16 protein-coding genes are annotated in these 15,700 nt (G+C 29.3%); 12 read left to right on the forward strand and 4 right to left on the reverse strand.

Annotation, left to right across the window (positions count from 1 at the left end; all coding sequences use genetic code 11):
• The first annotated feature begins 9 nt into the window (after positions 1–9).
• The 8 genes from APAC_RS03595 to APAC_RS03630 all read left to right on the forward strand — a co-directional run bounded on the left by APAC_RS03595 (position 10) and on the right by APAC_RS03630 (position 10,842).
• Positions 10–1,089 carry a glycosyltransferase family 4 protein gene (locus APAC_RS03595; RefSeq protein WP_130232818.1) on the forward strand — a complete coding sequence of 360 codons (1,080 nt, stop codon included), beginning with the start codon at positions 10–12 and terminating at the stop codon, positions 1,087–1,089.
• A gap of 37 nt (positions 1,090–1,126) precedes the next feature.
• The gene (locus APAC_RS03600; protein WP_130232819.1) at positions 1,127–3,724 is read left to right on the forward strand and encodes a polysaccharide biosynthesis/export family protein; all 2,598 of its coding nucleotides are present in this window, start codon (positions 1,127–1,129) and stop codon (positions 3,722–3,724) included.
• Between the two features lies 1 nt (position 3,725).
• A complete protein-coding gene (locus APAC_RS03605) occupies positions 3,726–4,646 on the forward strand; it encodes a Wzz/FepE/Etk N-terminal domain-containing protein (RefSeq protein WP_130232820.1) in 921 nt (306 codons plus the stop codon).
• Complete coding sequence (locus APAC_RS03610; protein WP_130232821.1) at positions 4,630–6,762, forward strand: YjbH domain-containing protein; 2,133 nt, start codon at positions 4,630–4,632, stop codon at positions 6,760–6,762. Before APAC_RS03605 ends, APAC_RS03610 begins: the two co-directional genes overlap by 17 nt.
• Before the next feature lie 61 nt (positions 6,763–6,823).
• Entirely contained in the window at positions 6,824–7,120 is a 297-nt protein-coding gene (locus tag APAC_RS13230; RefSeq protein ID WP_170170102.1) for a hypothetical protein, read from the forward strand.
• Positions 7,121–7,225: 105 nt separating this feature from the next.
• Positions 7,226–9,172, forward strand: a complete 1,947-nt coding sequence (locus tag APAC_RS03620; RefSeq protein ID WP_130232822.1) for a TonB-dependent receptor — start codon at positions 7,226–7,228, stop codon at positions 9,170–9,172.
• Between the two features lie 97 nt (positions 9,173–9,269).
• Positions 9,270–9,584 (forward strand): helix-turn-helix domain-containing protein, encoded by a 315-nt coding sequence (locus APAC_RS03625; RefSeq protein ID WP_130232823.1) that lies wholly within the window; start codon positions 9,270–9,272, stop codon positions 9,582–9,584.
• Positions 9,529–10,842: a type II toxin-antitoxin system HipA family toxin gene (locus tag APAC_RS03630; protein WP_170170103.1), complete on the forward strand. Its 1,314-nt coding sequence runs from the start codon at positions 9,529–9,531 to the stop codon at positions 10,840–10,842. Before APAC_RS03625 ends, APAC_RS03630 begins: the two co-directional genes overlap by 56 nt.
• Here the strand turns inward: APAC_RS03630 and APAC_RS03635 are convergent.
• Entirely contained in the window at positions 10,826–11,575 is a 750-nt protein-coding gene (locus APAC_RS03635; RefSeq protein ID WP_130232825.1) for a Gabija anti-defense Gad2 family protein, read from the reverse strand. The genes APAC_RS03630 and APAC_RS03635 overlap by 17 nt on opposite strands.
• Before the next feature lie 122 nt (positions 11,576–11,697).
• On the opposite strand from APAC_RS03635, the gene APAC_RS03640 reads away from it, so the two are divergent.
• Positions 11,698–11,928 (forward strand): ribbon-helix-helix protein, CopG family, encoded by a 231-nt coding sequence (locus tag APAC_RS03640; RefSeq protein ID WP_130232826.1) that lies wholly within the window; start codon positions 11,698–11,700, stop codon positions 11,926–11,928.
• Entirely contained in the window at positions 11,921–12,172 is a 252-nt protein-coding gene (locus APAC_RS03645; RefSeq protein WP_130232827.1) for a type II toxin-antitoxin system RelE family toxin, read from the forward strand. The genes APAC_RS03640 and APAC_RS03645 overlap by 8 nt, the downstream gene beginning before the upstream one ends.
• A 24-nt stretch (positions 12,173–12,196) precedes the next feature.
• Here the strand turns inward: APAC_RS03645 and APAC_RS03650 are convergent, their stop codons facing one another.
• From APAC_RS03650 to APAC_RS03660, 3 genes are all read right to left on the reverse strand, one after another.
• Entirely contained in the window at positions 12,197–13,426 is a 1,230-nt protein-coding gene (locus APAC_RS03650) for an HD domain-containing protein (protein WP_130232828.1), read from the reverse strand.
• A gap of 167 nt (positions 13,427–13,593) precedes the next feature.
• Positions 13,594–13,893, reverse strand: coding sequence for a type II toxin-antitoxin system RelE family toxin (locus APAC_RS03655; RefSeq protein ID WP_130232829.1), 300 nt, complete (start codon positions 13,891–13,893; stop codon positions 13,594–13,596).
• The gene (locus APAC_RS03660) at positions 13,877–14,146 is read right to left on the reverse strand and encodes a ribbon-helix-helix domain-containing protein (protein WP_130232830.1); all 270 of its coding nucleotides are present in this window, start codon (positions 14,144–14,146) and stop codon (positions 13,877–13,879) included. The genes APAC_RS03655 and APAC_RS03660 overlap by 17 nt, the downstream gene beginning before the upstream one ends.
• A 154-nt stretch (positions 14,147–14,300) precedes the next feature.
• Here APAC_RS03660 and APAC_RS03665 point away from each other — a divergent pair, with 154 nt between their 5' ends.
• Entirely contained in the window at positions 14,301–15,281 is a 981-nt protein-coding gene (locus APAC_RS03665; protein ID WP_130232831.1) for a DUF2156 domain-containing protein, read from the forward strand.
• Complete coding sequence (locus APAC_RS03670; protein ID WP_130232832.1) at positions 15,278–15,691, forward strand: GNAT family N-acetyltransferase; 414 nt, start codon at positions 15,278–15,280, stop codon at positions 15,689–15,691. Before APAC_RS03665 ends, APAC_RS03670 begins: the two co-directional genes overlap by 4 nt.
• Positions 15,692–15,700 lie beyond the last annotated feature (9 nt).

Raw genomic sequence — 15,700 nt, forward strand, 5'->3', positions numbered from 1 at the left:
GGAAAATATATGCTTATAATAAAACTTATCTCTATACTCATTTTGACATTTATTTTTATAAAACTAATTATAAAAAACGCCTCATTTCTAGGATTAGTAGATATCCCAAATGACAGAAGTTCTCACACTAAAATCACTCCAAGAGGTGCAGGTATTGGTTTTGGTTTGAGTTTTTTTCTATATTTTTTGGTTTTTGATTTTTCTTTTTTTATAGAGTATTGGAGTGTATTTTTAGCTATATTTTTAGTATTTTTGATAGGTATTTTAGATGACCATAAAGATGCAAGTCCAAAGCAGAAGTTTTATGTGATATTTATATCTTCTATTATTTTGTATTTTAGTGGTATTAGTATAGATAGTTTGGGGTTGTTTTTTGGTTTTGAAGTTTATCTTTGGTATTTTGCATTGCCTTTTAGTATGTTTGCATTTGCAGGATATACAAATGCCTTAAATCTTATCGATGGATTAGATGGATTGGCTGGATTGGTATCTCTTATTATACTTAGTACTTTTGTATATATTGGTTATAAGTTTGATGATGAACTTATACTATCGCTTAGTACTGTGCTTATAGTGACACTATTGGCTTTTTTGTACTTCAACTGGAACCCTGCGAAGATATTCATGGGAGATAGTGGGAGTCTTTTTTTAGGATTTATTATAGCATTACTTGGAGTTTTATCTATAAAGTATGTACATCCTATAGCTGTATTATACATCATAGCTATTCCTATACTAGATACTGTTATTGTGATGATAAGACGTATAAGATATGGTAAGTCACCTTTTAAGCCAGATAAGACTCACATACATCATATTTTATTAAAGTTCTTTTCAAAAAATGTCAAAAAAACAGTATTTTTCATATCTTTGATGCAAGGACTTTTTTCTTTACTTGGTATAGTCCTAGCTTCAAACTCAAAAGAGTTGGGTAATGGTGCTGGAGCTTTTATGGCTTTGGTTGGATTTTTTGGTATTACTATACTTTTTTATATGATATTTACAGGTATGAAAAGAAGACAAAAACTCATAGAAAAACTAGCTTTAAGAAAAAAAAGAAAATATAAGCTAAATAACCAAAAAAGTTAGATAAAATCTTACTTAATTTTATAAAAGGACTATATAAATGAGATACCTATTAGTAGTATGTTTACTATTTATAAACTTATTTGCCATACAGCTAAGCCCTGAGCAGATCATGATGGCAAAACAAGCAGGCATAAGCCAAAGCCAGATAGATAGTGCTATAGTACAAAAAGAACAAGCTAGCGAGCAAAGCGTAGCAAAAGAGCAAGTAGTTCAAAACGATCTCGTATCAACTACTACAAAAGTACAGCTACAAAGATTTGGAAGTCAATTTTTCAATAATAAAAATAAAATAAATCCATACTCTATGCCAACTCCATCAAACTATATACTAAACTATGAAGATAAACTAAACATAGTGATATATGGAGCTACAAATGAAAACTTCAAACTATCTATAAATAACAATGGAAATGTAACTATCCCACTAGTAGGAGAGCTTAAACTTATCGGTAAGACTTTTGAAGAGGCAAAGACTCTTATAGAAGAAGAGGTAAAAAAAGCCTATCCAAACTCTACGAATATCTTAGTAGATATCTCTGAGTTTACATCTATTCAGGTTACTATCTCAGGACTTGTAAACGCACCTGGTCTTTATAACCTTACTAGTTTTTCTACTATAAAAGATGCTATCTTAAATAGTGGGGGAATCCTACCTAGTGGTTCATATAGAAATATATCACTAAAAAGAGATGGAAAAGTTATAAAAAACTTTGATCTATATGAGCTTATAAGATATGGTAAAAACTCATCAGATATGACTTTGAAAAATGGCGATATCATAGTAGTAAATCCAGTGAGTAAACAAGTATCTATAAAAGGTTTTATAAATAACCCAGCTATATATGAGCTAAGATCATACGAATCATACAAAAACCTTATCAACTTCACTACAGGATTCAAAGCAAAAGCAAACACAAAAGCAATAAAACTAAAAAGATATGAAAACAACTCTATAAAAGTCCTAAGCCTAAACAAAGAAGAGTTATACAAACTAAAACCAAAAAATGGTGATGAAATAGTAGTAAGCCAACTAAGCGCCCAAAATGCAAACCTAGTGACTATAGTAGGAAATGTATTCTTAGAAGGAGAAGTACAACTACCAAAAGATAAAAAAATCACTACACTATTCAAAGACCTACTAGATACTCACGGTCAAAATGGTTTTTTCAAAAAAGACACAAGATATGAGTTTTCTATGGTAGAAGATATCAAAGGCAAGGTAAAAAGTTTTAGTCTAAAAGATGTCTTAGACTCTAAGTTGGACTTTTCTTTAAGTGCAGGAGATACTATAAAGGTATTTAAAAAAGATGAATTCCAACAAAAACCTTACATCTTCGCAAGTGGTATGATAGTAAGTGATGAAAAAAGAAAATATGACTTTATAGATGGACTAAAAGCCAAAGATCTATTTAGTATAGTTAACTTCAAAACAGAGACTATAATAGATGATAAAAGAAAAGCAATCTACCCAGACAAATCAAAAATCCAAATAAACAGAGTAGAAAACAACCAAAAAGTAACTCATCTAGTAGATATATCTACAAATGGAAACTTTGCTATCAAAAAATACGATGAGATAGTTTTCTTTGACTTTGAAAGTACAAACGACATATCAAAAGCCACTATAAAAGGTGAGATATTTATCCCAGGTACTTACAACATCACAAAAAATACTACTATAAAAGACCTAGTGAACCTAGCAGGAGGTTTTACTAAAAAGTCACTACTTAGTAGAGCAGAACTAGCAAGATATGAAACAAAAGGCGATGAGAGAATCAGAACTATCATCCCAATAGACCTAAACAAAGCCTTTGATCTAAACTTACAGATATTTCCAGATGATGAGTGGACGATATTTACCATAAAAAACTGGAATGAAAAAAAATATATAGATATCAAAGGAGAGGTTAGATTCCCAGGAAGATACTCTATAGCAGAGGGTGAGAAACTATCTAGCGTTCTAGCTCGTGCTGGTGGATTTACAAAGCATGCCTTTGTAGAAGGTAGCGTGTTTACTAGAGAAGAAGTAAAACAACTACAACAAAGAAGACTAGATGATAGCTTAGATAGACTACGTACAAAAGCCCTTCAAATAAGCTCAAGCGCAAATGAAGCAGGTGAATCACTGCAGAGTAAACAAAACATGGTATCAACAGTAGCCCAACTAGAAAAAGAAGCTTCAAGAAACAAACCAATAGGTAGAATATCTTTAAATTTATACTTAGATTTACAAAGATTCCAAAACTCACCTTTTGATTTAACACTAAAAGACCAAGATAGTCTATATATACCAAGTATAAACGACACTATCTCAGTAGTAGGAGAAGTACTAAATCAAAACACTTTTGTATATGAAAAAGACCTAGATGCCAAAGACTACCTAGCAAAAGCAGGTGGTATCACAGAACTAGCTGATGAAGAGTATATATACATAGTAAAAGCAAACGGTGAAGCAAAAAGAGTAAAGACAGACTACTTCTGGGGTAACTCAAACGATGTATTCAAAGGTGACACTATAGTAGTGCCTATGATGTTAGACCCAGTATCAGATATAAGCTTCGCAAAAGATGTATCAAGTATAGTTTATCAGTTGGCTGTAACAGCAGCATCTCTAAAAACAGTAGGTGGACTATAGTATGAGTGAAGTAGTAAATAAAGAGTATATCCAAGAAGATGAGATAGACCTAAGGGAACTTTTCTCTACTATTTGGAAACATAAGATTAAAATAGTACTATTTTCTTTTATAGTAGTTTGTGCTACTTTGATATATGCCTTAAGTATCCCAAACTCATATAGGTCAAGTGTAGTACTATCACCCCAAGGTGATGATGGTAAGTCAAGTCTAGGAGGTCTAGGCTCACTTGCAGGACTTGCAGGTATATCTCTTGGTGGTGGAAGTAGCAAAGACCCTATGACTATGATGCAAACAGTACTAAAAGACTATGAGTTCAACTCATATATGATAAAAAAGTATGACCTGATAGAAAAAATAAATAAACCATCAAATCTTGTATTTGCTCTTGGTTTTGATTCACTTTATAGTGTGCCAGAAATTGATGAAGAAAAAACTCAAGATGAATTGATATATGATACAAACTTAGCTTTATCAAAAATATTAAGTATATCTAGTGATAAAGATAGTGGACTTATCACTTTTAGTGCTGAGTATATAGATAGATTTTTAGCAAAAGAACTAGTAGATATCTACTTAAAAGAGATTATAGAAAAGATAAAAATCCAAGATATGAAAGAGATAGAAAAACAAATCACTTACTACCAAAAAGAGCTAAGCTCAACATATGATGTAAGCCTAAAAGAACAGCTAAGTAAGTCAATCTCTTCGCTTATGCAAAAAAGAGTATTCTCTCAAGCAAATGACTACTACTTTGTATCAAAGCTAGTAGATAGTAGAGTAGCATATATCAAAGAAAAAACAAAACCAAAAAGAGCACTTATCTTAGTAGTGTCATTTGTGACATCTATCATACTAGGTATTTTTATGGTATTTTTTTATGAGTTTATAAAAGGAAATAAAAAAGATGAAAAAACTATCTAAGGTAGTTTTATCTACTCTTTTTTTTTCTTCAAGCGTTTTAGCCTCAAACAACACTTCCATGTTCAATGGAAACACAGGTATCATAGAGACACCAAACGCTAGAATTATGCCTGATTGGTCTATGAGAATGTTTTTAAATCAAGATCAACCATTCACTTACTTTGGTTTTACAGCAACTCCTCTACCTTTTTTAGAAGCAAACTTCCATGTTACAAGAATCAGTGGAGTTACTGGATTTGGTAGTAATTATGGATATGGCAATTACAAAGATAAATCTTTTAATCTAAAACTACTTTTACAAGAAGAGACTGAACTTCTTCCTAGTGTGGTATTTGGACTAGATGATTTTTGGGGAACAGCTTTATATAGTTCTAAATATGTGGCCTTGGGCAAAGAGATAGGTTATTTTGATTTTACTTTAGGATATGCAAAAGGTAGGCTTGGAGGTGAAGATATCTCTAAATACTCATCAACTTCAAATAGTGGTGGAAGTGATAATAGTGCTGTACAGTTTATAAAAGATACAAACTGGAGTGGTGGAAAACCCTTTGGGAGTGTAGTTTTTAAAGCTCACCCAAAAGTGAACTTATTAGCAGAATACTCACCTATAGAGTATGAAAAAGATAGAGTAAATGCCTTTTATGATGGCGCAAGTTTTGATAAAGCAAAGTCAAATATAAACTTAGGTTTAAAATACTTTTACTCTCCAAATAGTACTGTAAGTTTAGCTTTTACTAGAGGGAATAACTTCGCCTTTGGATACGCTTATCAGTTTGGTTTTTCAAATGATGGTATGTTTGATAGACTTCCAGACCCAAAATGGAAAGCAGATGAAAAAAAACTAAAACAGTATGAAAATATATCTCAGGATGAGTTCACAGCAAAACTATCAAATGAAGTCGCAGCAGAAAAGTTCAAAAAAGTAACAAGTGAAATCTCAAAAAATAAAATCTGGATCGAACTAGAAAACTCAAGATACAATAGTGATATAAAAGCAGCAGGACGAGCTATCTCAACAGTAGATGAAGTAGCACCAAAAAACTATGACACTATATATGCAACACTAAAACAAAAAGACGTCCCAACAAAGACTTTTAAAGTTAGTAGAAAAGAGTATGATGCCTTTGAAAATGAAAAAGTAAGTTCAAACTACATGAAAGATGCACTTATTTTATCAAATAGCTATGAAAAAATGTATAAAGAGTTTAAAGAGGACACAAAAGAGACACATAAATCAGACAAACTAAATATCGGTGGATTTAACTACAACTTTGGTATGAGTGCAAGTAGTGTTTTAAATAGAAAAGAAGACCCATTTGCTATAAAACTTGGTGTTAAGCTTGATTTAGAGTATGACTTTGGAGGAGGATTTTTCTCAAGTGCTTCACTATCTCATCCTTTATATAATTCAATAAAAGATTTACCATCAGATGATGATGTGACTACAAACCTATCAGTAAATACACAGCTTTTAGATTATAGTAAATACGATAGCACTCAACTAAATCACTTTACTGTAGGATATATGACAAAAGCTCCTTATGAAAGTTTGGCAAGAGTTGAACTTGGATATTTAGATATTGCTTTTGCAGGTGTTGACTTAGAGTGGTACAAACCACTGTTTGATGATAGGTTTGGTGTAGGTTTACAGTATCAAGTAGCTTATAAAAGATATATAAACAACATGGTAAAAATTTATGGTGACACACAATATGATGCCAAGTTTGTAAATCTATACGCTTTAGTATCACCAAAATATGATATTCATATGGGATTAAAAATTGGTGAGTTTATGGCAGGAGATAGAGGATTTAAGATAGATTTATCTAGAAATTACAAAGAGTTCTCTATGGGTGTATTTGCAACATTTACAAACTCTGATGAAGTATTTACCGATGAAGAAAACAAAGGATATATAGATAAAGGTGTATATTTAAAAGTTCCACTAGAGGTGTTTACATTTAAAAATATTAAAAATATTTTAACATACAACCTAAAACCATGGACAAGAGACGTAGGCAAGTTTATAGAAAGCCCAAATGCAATATATCCTATGAGTAGTAGTGAAAACAATAGTCAAATAATGAAAAAAAATATTCATAGATTTAAAGAATAAATTTATAAAAATTAAAAAAATTATGTTATAATAATGCCAAAATTGAAAAAAGGAATTTAAAATGAAAAAATTATGTGTGATTTTATTATCAGTTTCATTAGGTTTAACATCAGCTACAGCAGCAGGTTCAGCAGCAGGTGCTGGTGCGGCAGCAGCAGGTAGTACTGGTGGAGCAGCAGCGGCAGGTGGAGCGGCAGCAGCAGGTGGAGCAGCAGCAGCAGGTGGAGCAGCGGCAGCTGGTGGTATTGCAATCGGTGGTACTGTTATCTCTACAGCAACTGTGATTGGTGCTACAGTAGCAACAATTGGTGCAGCAGCTATTGCATCGTCTTCAAACGATTCAAACCACTCACACTAATTACTTAAAAGAGAAGTTATTTCAACTTCTCTTTTTTACTTCTAAATTAACACAAAATTAACAACTCTTAGCAATAATTCATAAATTTTTATTTAAGGAAAGTTTATGAAAAAAATTTTAACTTTATCTTTTATTAGTGCAGCAGTTTTAGTAAATGCACAAGAAGTACAATTAGAAACTCTAAGTGTAGTAGAAAAAGAAAATAGTAAAATAATCAAAGACATAAGTAACGAACAAATCAAAAGTGCAGATTTAGCAGAAGCCCTGACAAAAAACATCCCATCTATTTCAATAGTAAGAAGAAGCGGTATTGCAAATGATATTATATTAAGAGGGCAAAAAAAAGATAATATCAATATCCTAATAGACGATGCCAAAATCTACGGAGCCTGCCCAAACAGAATGGACCCAGCAACATCTCATGTATTATCAAACAACATAGAAAGTGTAGAAGTTATAGAAGGTCCATACGATGTTGAAAACTTTGGTACACTAAGTGGAAAAGTTACAGTAAATACAAAAGAACCAACAAAAGATTTTGGTGGTGACATAAATGTAGGATTTGGAAGCTTTGGATACAAAAAAGCAAGTGCAACAATCAGCGGTGGAACTGATAAATTAAAAGTATTAGTAAGTGCATCAACAGAAACAAGTGATCAATATGAAGATGGTGAGGGAAACAACTTTTTAGAGCAACAAAAAGCAAGTGGCGTACCAGTTGCTAATCAATACTCAAGAGATGGTTTAGATGCTTATGAGAAAAAAACTTTACTTACAAAAGCAGTATATAATATCACTGATGATAGTGAAATAAAGCTATCTTATACTGCAAATAGAAGTGATAATGTTTTATATCCAAATACTCCAATGGATGCAAAATATGATGACTCAAATATCTACACAGTTGGATATACTACAAGAGACTTAGGAAGTTTATCAAAAGAATTAAATATTGATTATTACTACTCAAATGTTGATCATCCAATGGATACATCATTTAGAGATGCTGGAAGTATGATGTATATGACAAATCATATGAAAAGCTCAATTTGGGGAGCTAAAATAAAAAATAGTTTAGAAGTTGCAAGCTCTATTGTAACTGTAGGACTAGATACAAGTGTTAGAAACTGGAGAGGAAAATACTTAAATATCACAAATCCTTATATTGGAGATTCTATAGCTAGTACAGATACTAATAATAAAGCAATTTTTACAAAATTAGAAAAATCATTTGGAAAATTAGATTTAGAGTTTGGCGCTAGATATGATTATACTGATATAGATACAGTTGATAATAGTTTAACTGATAAAAAATATACTGATTTGAGTGGAAACATATTTGCAGTTTATAATGCAGACGAAAATACAAAATATTTCGCAGGTATAGGAAAAGCTTCAAGGGTTCCAGATGCTAGAGAATTATACTCAAGAAAATCAACTGGAGATTTAACAGGAAATGATAATCTAGAAGATACAAAAAACTATGAACTAGACTTAGGTTTTGAGAAAAATATTGGAGCACTAAATATCAAAACAAAACTTTTCTACTCAAAATTAGAAGATTATATTTATAATACAGGAACATTTACAAACATAGATGCAAAAATCTTTGGAGCAGAAATTTCAGGTTTCTATTTAGCAAGTGAAAATTTATCAATTGATTATGGAATTGCATATCAAAGAGGAAAAAAAGATGGTAATTATACAGATAAAGATTTAGCAGAGGTTCCACCATTAAAAGCCAATTTAGCTCTAAACTATGAACAAAATACTACAACATACACAGCAGAAGTTATTGCAGTTGATTCTTGGGATACATATGATTCAAGTGCAGATGAACAAGAACTAGCTGGCTATGCAGTTGTAAACTTAAAAACAAATAGCAAACTATCTAAAAACTTCGCTTTGACTTTAGGTATTGATAATTTATTTGATAAGACTTACAACTCAACAAATACTTATCAAGATATTACGTATATTGGTTTAGGGGATGTTCAGTTATTAAATGACCCAGGAAGATACCTTTATGCAAATTTAAAATATAGCTTTTAAAAAATAATTGCTTTTTGCTTATTTATTTAGTATAATTTATTTGAAAAGATAAATTAATATATTTATTCTAATATAAATTAGTAAAAAAAGGATAATTATGATTGAGATGATGTCACCATATGACATTATGGAAAAATTTGTTGAAATTATTGAAAAAGAAAGAATTCGAAAAAATATGACACAAGTAGAGTTATATAAGGCTGCTGGTATGTCATCAAAATCCTATGCGAATTTTATTCAAAATAAAACAACAAAATTTGAAAATATCATCAATATCATGATTGCCCTTGATATGACAGCTAAACTTGAATCTTTACTTCAACAAGAAAAATTCACTTCAATTGATGAAATTAGAAATGAAAAGAACAAGAAAGAGAGAAGAAGAGTTAGAAAAGGAAAAAGTCATGGATGAAATCAATGCATACATTTATGGTAAGAAAATTGGCACAATGATTGAACATGATGGAGTTGTATATTTTGAATATGACAAAGATTTTAAATTAGAAGGATTAGAGATATCTCCTCTTAAACTTCATACTTCAAAAACAAAAGATGCCTATACCAACCCAAATCATCCTACTTTATACCATGGAATAGCAGGTGTCTTTTTTGATTCACTTCCAGATAAACATGGAATGCCTTTTATTGACAGGTATTTTGAAAAACAAGGGCTAAAATCTTTTGACCTAACCCAATTACATAAACTAGCATTTATTGGTGATAGAGGAATGGGAGCAATTGAATATTTTCCAAAAGAAGAAGATGATTTTGTAACACATGATATTGCGATAAATGCAAAAGATGCTTATGAAGAAATGAAACAAGCCTTAAAAGAAAAAGAGTCTTCTATTGAAACATTAATGAATATACGAGAAAGTGTTTCTCCTGTAGGAGGAGGAAGACCTAAAATGCTAGTTCAATATAATTATAAAACTAAAGAAATTAGATTAAACAAAAGAACATTACATAAAGAATTTGAAAGAGCAATAATAAAATTTGATGAGATTTATGATTATGTTGGAAGTATTGGTTTTACAAAACTAGAATATATTTTTATGTCAATGGCAAAAGAAATGGGAATAAATACTGCTGATTTTGAATTAATCAGTGAAAATAATGCCAATCATTTACTTGTTAAAAGATTTGATAGAGATAAAAATGATAAAAAGATACATTTATGTACAGCTGCAGGATTAATGCATACAGATATATCTATTTTAAAATCAACTTCATATGAAAATCTATTTGCATTGACAAGAATAGTTTGTAAATCACAAGAAGACATAGAAGAACTGTTTAAAAGAATGGTTTTAAATATATTAGTTTTCAATTTCGATGATCATGCAAAAAACTTTTCGTATCTAATGGATGAAAATGGAGAATGGAGTCTATCTCCAGCTTATGATATTACATACTCAAAGGGTGTAATGAAATCACATACAACAACAATTGGAGGGAAAGACTTAAACTTTACAAGATCAGATGTTCTTAATATCGCAAAGTCTCAGTCTATTAAATCTATAGCTGCTGCAAAAATTATAGACAAAGCTATTGAAGTTGTAAAAAACTTTGAAAATAAAGCTAAAGAAATTGGACTTGATAAAAAAACTATTGAAGAGTGTAAAGAAGATATCGATAGTCAAATCTCTTTACTTAATCACTATTCTTAGCATCCTCTTTTTTATCTTCAATAAAATGACTTATGGCATCTTTTATATTTTCTAATTTATTTGGATTACCTTGTAGTCTTGTGAAGTGTTTATTTACATCTTCATTCTCTTTGATTTTTAAATCTGCAATTGCAGAACAAATATCCAAAAATACACTATATGGTACATCATCTCCTCTTTTTAAGAAGTGAATAGACCTTTGTAAAGATACAAAAGGATTTACACTAACTCTATGCAAATTATTTACTTTTGTGTTGATATAGTTTACAAACTCTACTCTCATATCACATTTTTCAATACTAAGAAGTTTTTTTGTAGTATGAAAAGTACACTCAAAAGCAACTTTTGTAGAATCAAAATCAAATCCATCTACTAAGTATTCAAGAGATGCATCTTTGAATTTTTCTCTAAAAACAAGTTGATAAATATCATTTTTGTATCTATATGTATAAGAGTTGTTTTCATATTCAAAAAAGTCTTTATTTAAAGCATTATTTATAAGCTCTCTATCTTCACTAATAGGAAATATCATATCTAAGTCTCTAAAAACATCAGACTTTATACAAGACCCCGCAAGAAAAAATCGAATCTCTTCTTTCTCAATATTTTGTACTATCAATCTTTGAAAAAAATCATTTAATTTTATAACAATATTATCAAGTCTATAATCAAAAGCCAAAGCTTGATCATAAGATAAAAACTCCTGGTAGTGTTTCCAAAAATCGTAAACCACTTTTTATTCCTGTTGTATAAATTTTTCCAATTATACTATGTATTAAATTATTTTATTCATAATTGATATTTAAATACAAATACACTACAATTGTATATACAAATTTAACAAAGGAATTATTTATGAAACAAGCAATAAATATTAGACTTGAAAAAGATATAGTTAAAAGTTTAGATGAATATGCCCTAGAATTGGATAAAACAAGAACTAGTTTGATTGAAAAAGCCATTGATTTATATTTTGATAAATTAGATGAAATGGTTGCAGATAAAAGAATTGATAATTTAAAAAATGGATCAACAAAAGTTGTACCGTTAGAAGAAGTATTTGCAAAAGCTGGAATTGATGTATAAAATAGCTTTTGAGGAAGAAGCTCAAAAAGAATTCTTGAAAATTGATAAGAAAAATCAAGAATTAATTGCTACAAAAATTCTTGATTTACAAAATGGTATTTTTTCAAAAAATAAGGCTTTACAAGGAAAACATAAAGGTAAATATAGAAAACGAGCAGGTGATTATCGAATTATTTATTTAAAGGAAAATAATTTCTTAGTTATTACAATAATTAGAGTGGCCCACAGAAAAAAAGTATATTAAATTTAATCTCATAAATACTATTTTTTAATCAAAATCCATTCTAACTTGCGTTTGTCCTGTTGTTCCAAACTCATAATCTATCTGTGTTGCAATTGCTTTGAAATCTATTCCTTGAATCTCTTTAAAAGCTTTTAAAATCTCTTTTTTACCATTTACCAACTCTTTTGATTTTATACCATGAGATATAGATAAACTAGCTTCCACAAAAGCTGATAATTTATCGCACTGTTTTAGTGCAAGTCCATCAATTGCATCATATTTATCAGAGTTGTATTTTGAAACATCTTCTACAACTTCTATCTTTCCATCTACTTTGATTTTATTTTCAAACTCTTCTTTTACTCCATCATATAATCCAAGAATATATGAAAACTCTTCATGGAGTGTTTCTGGTACATTTGGTAAAATATCATCTTCTATTTTTTGTATTTCATACTCTGCAATTATTTCAGATAATTCATCTACACAGTATTTTACAGGAGTGATTATATCTCTTGTTAAAGCTTCAGGTAAATCATGGAAAAGGGCTGTGAAAAAGTTGTTTTGAAGTCTTTTATCACAGGCATTTACATCAATAGAGTAAAAATATCCAAAAATAGCTACTGTTAACATATGACCTAAAACTGAAGTTTCAGGAACTCTTGGAGTTTGAGCCCATCTTTTTTGAAATCTCAATCTACCACTAAGATCAATTACTTTTGCAAGCTTTTTATTAAGTGCAATTTTTCGCACTCCTATAAGTTCATAATAATCCTCTATCTCTTCATCAACACTTTTTTTAACATCTTCAATATCACTTAAGAATTGACTTGTTTGATATACGATAGAAAACTCCCATTTCGTAGATAGATATGATGCGGCTTTTAGTATAAATCTCTCTTTTTTATATATTTCTGGGTTGTTTAAATAATCTTCAAATTTTTGTAAAAAATTACCATTATCTATATCTTCAAGTGATGGTCTTAGTTTTGAGATAACCCAAGAGTTAATCTCTTTTGATTTTTTTTGAAGTGCTTTTCTAAAAACATCAGGTCTAATATCAGTTACAACTACACGTCTTAAAAACTCAAAAATTCCAGCTTCAATCAAGTGAGTAAAGTTTATATCATCTTCAAGTTTTGCTATAAAATAAGCAATAATAAATTTGTGGGCTTGCTTATCAAGCTCAACTAGCTCAACCATTCTTGGATAGTCATTCCATCTTTGAATAGATGCACTTGAAAATATATAGTCAATTATTTTTGGATTTATCAAGTTTTAATCCTTTTTTGTTTTATCATCTGAAAAAAACATCAGTTTTTTTCCAACTAACATAAGAACTATTACAAAAAACATCATCAAATAAACTTGCCAATCTTCCATAATAGCTCCTTTTTTATTGCTTCGATTATCTCATAAGATTGATATGAAAGAAATTAATCTTATAAATTATTATCTTCGATTAATTGAAGAATTTTATTATCTTCAATATTTTCTAAATCACTTTTTGAATATATGCACATTAGGTATATAATACCTTTTTGGTCAATATAATAGTATATAACCCTAAATCCTCTAATTTTTATTTTGTAACAGTTACTGCCTAAGTCAATTCCTGCTTTAGGATTATTTAAAAGTTCTTCTTGAAGTTTTTTTAAATCATTTGAGATTTCTTTATATTTTTTTGCAAGTTTCTTAGCCTCTTTTTTGAAGTTTTCAAGAGGCTTAATTATCAATTTCATTTATGAAATCCTCTAAAGTATCTAAATCATCACCTTCATTTGCAATTATTGTTTTTAATTCTTTACAAGATTCATTAAAACTATCATAAAGTCTTTTACTTTTTTGTTCTATTAGAAATGCCTTTATTGATTCTGTAATAATTTCACTTCTATTTAGTGAATATTCTTTTGTTAATTCATCAATTTGCTCTATTAAGTATTTAGGAAGTCTTAATCCAACTTGCTGCTTTTCAATTTGTTCTAAAGTATACATATATAACACCTTATATAAAATAGTTATTATATTGTAAAACAAAATAAAAAAAAAGTCAATAATTTTATGAGAAAAAAATTTTTTGACTTTTTGACGCAAAATCAAAAATTAGGAGTATAATTCCGCAAATTTTTATACAAGGAAAAAGAAATATATGTCAACACTAAGTATTGGAAAATATACTTTAAAGCATTTTGATTTAAGTGCAAAAGAGACAATGGATAAGTATCTAAATCTTATAAATGTAGATGTTAGTGATTATACATTTGCAGGAAATTATATTTGGTTATCAACTGCAACTGGTTTTTATGCAATTGTAAATGATACTTTTTGTCTGTTTATTTTAAACTCTGGTGAATTAACTATGCTTTTGCCTCCAATTGGAAAAAAAGAGAATACTTATGAAGCTATTATTGATTGTTTTGAGATTATGAACTCCCACAATAGTAATAGAAACTACTCAAAAATGGAGTATGTTCATGAAGATATCTTAGAAGGTTTTGTTGATTATTTAGAAGAGGGTACTTTGATATATGAAATGTTAAAAGATTTTATTATAGAAAAAAAGTTAGTTGATTATATTTATAAAGTTGATGATTTGATCGATCTAAAAGGGGATTCTTATAAATCAAAAAGAAATGAAATCAATAGATTTAATAAAGTTTATCCAGAACATAAAATTGAGATACTTGATATAAAGAAACATGGAAATGATGTTTTAAATCTTTTTAATAAATGGGTAAAAGATAGAACAACATATATGCCAAAAGAGGAAGTTGAAGTATTTTTAGATGGTATCTATTTTGAAAGATTTGCTATTAAAAGATTAGTAAAAGATTATGAAAACTTAGACATCATTGGATTAGTGATATATATAGATGATGAAGTAAAAGGCTTCACTGTAGGTGAAAAAATAAATAAAACAACAGCCAGTGTAATCTTAGAGAAAACAGATTTTGAAATACTTGGCTGTGCGCAGTTTATTTTTAGAGAGTTTACAAAAATATTAAAAGATAAATATGGCGTTGAGTATATAAATGTAGGTGATGATATGGGATTTGAAAATCTTAAAAAAGTAAAAATGTCATATAGACCAAATAAATTAGTACCAAAATATACTATTTATCAAAAATGATTGAAATCGCAACAACAAAAGATTTGAATACTCTATTTGATATTGAAAACAGAGTATTTGCAAATGATAGTTTTGCACTAAGTAAAAATTCACTTAGATATCATCTATCAAATAATATTATCTATAAAATTGAACAAGATGAAAAAATAGCAGGATATATTCTGTGGCTAAAAAGAAAAAATTATTATAGATTATACTCTTTGGCTATTCATCCAGATTTTAGAGGTTTAGGACTTGCTTCAAGATTACTAGAGTATAGTTTAGAAAACCTAGATAAAGAGAAGTTTTCACTTGAAGTAAAAGTATCAAATTTGGATGCCATTAGATTATATAAAAAGTTTGGCTTTAAAGTAAGTAGAATTTTAAAAGATTATTATGAAGATATTGATGGATACTTGATGGTAAAGTAGGGCATAGAA

The sequence above is a fragment of the Malaciobacter pacificus genome (genome assembly GCF_004214795.1).
Lineage (GTDB): Bacteria > Campylobacterota > Campylobacteria > Campylobacterales > Arcobacteraceae > Malaciobacter_A > Malaciobacter_A pacificus.

Excerpts from the sequence above, each read along its gene's own strand:
- APAC_RS03670 (WP_130232832.1), top strand. The coding sequence starts at position 15,278 with ATGATTGAAATCGCAACAACAAAAGATTTGAATACTCTATTTGATATT.
- APAC_RS03645 (WP_130232827.1), top strand. The coding sequence starts at position 11,921 with ATGTATAAAATAGCTTTTGAGGAAGAAGCTCAAAAAGAATTCTTGAAA.
- APAC_RS03655 (WP_130232829.1), bottom strand. The coding sequence starts at position 13,893 with ATGAAATTGATAATTAAGCCTCTTGAAAACTTCAAAAAAGAGGCTAAG.
- APAC_RS03610 (WP_130232821.1), top strand. The coding sequence starts at position 4,630 with ATGAAAAAACTATCTAAGGTAGTTTTATCTACTCTTTTTTTTTCTTCA.
- APAC_RS03630 (WP_170170103.1), top strand. The coding sequence starts at position 9,529 with ATGAAAAGAACAAGAAAGAGAGAAGAAGAGTTAGAAAAGGAAAAAGTC.
- APAC_RS03660 (WP_130232830.1), bottom strand. The coding sequence starts at position 14,146 with ATGTATACTTTAGAACAAATTGAAAAGCAGCAAGTTGGATTAAGACTT.
- APAC_RS03625 (WP_130232823.1), top strand. The coding sequence starts at position 9,270 with ATGATTGAGATGATGTCACCATATGACATTATGGAAAAATTTGTTGAA.
- APAC_RS03600 (WP_130232819.1), top strand. The coding sequence starts at position 1,127 with ATGAGATACCTATTAGTAGTATGTTTACTATTTATAAACTTATTTGCC.
- APAC_RS03665 (WP_130232831.1), top strand. The coding sequence starts at position 14,301 with ATGTCAACACTAAGTATTGGAAAATATACTTTAAAGCATTTTGATTTA.
- APAC_RS13230 (WP_170170102.1), top strand. The coding sequence starts at position 6,824 with ATGAAAAAATTATGTGTGATTTTATTATCAGTTTCATTAGGTTTAACA.
- APAC_RS03605 (WP_130232820.1), top strand. The coding sequence starts at position 3,726 with ATGAGTGAAGTAGTAAATAAAGAGTATATCCAAGAAGATGAGATAGAC.
- APAC_RS03595 (WP_130232818.1), top strand. The coding sequence starts at position 10 with ATGCTTATAATAAAACTTATCTCTATACTCATTTTGACATTTATTTTT.
- APAC_RS03640 (WP_130232826.1), top strand. The coding sequence starts at position 11,698 with ATGAAACAAGCAATAAATATTAGACTTGAAAAAGATATAGTTAAAAGT.
- APAC_RS03620 (WP_130232822.1), top strand. The coding sequence starts at position 7,226 with ATGAAAAAAATTTTAACTTTATCTTTTATTAGTGCAGCAGTTTTAGTA.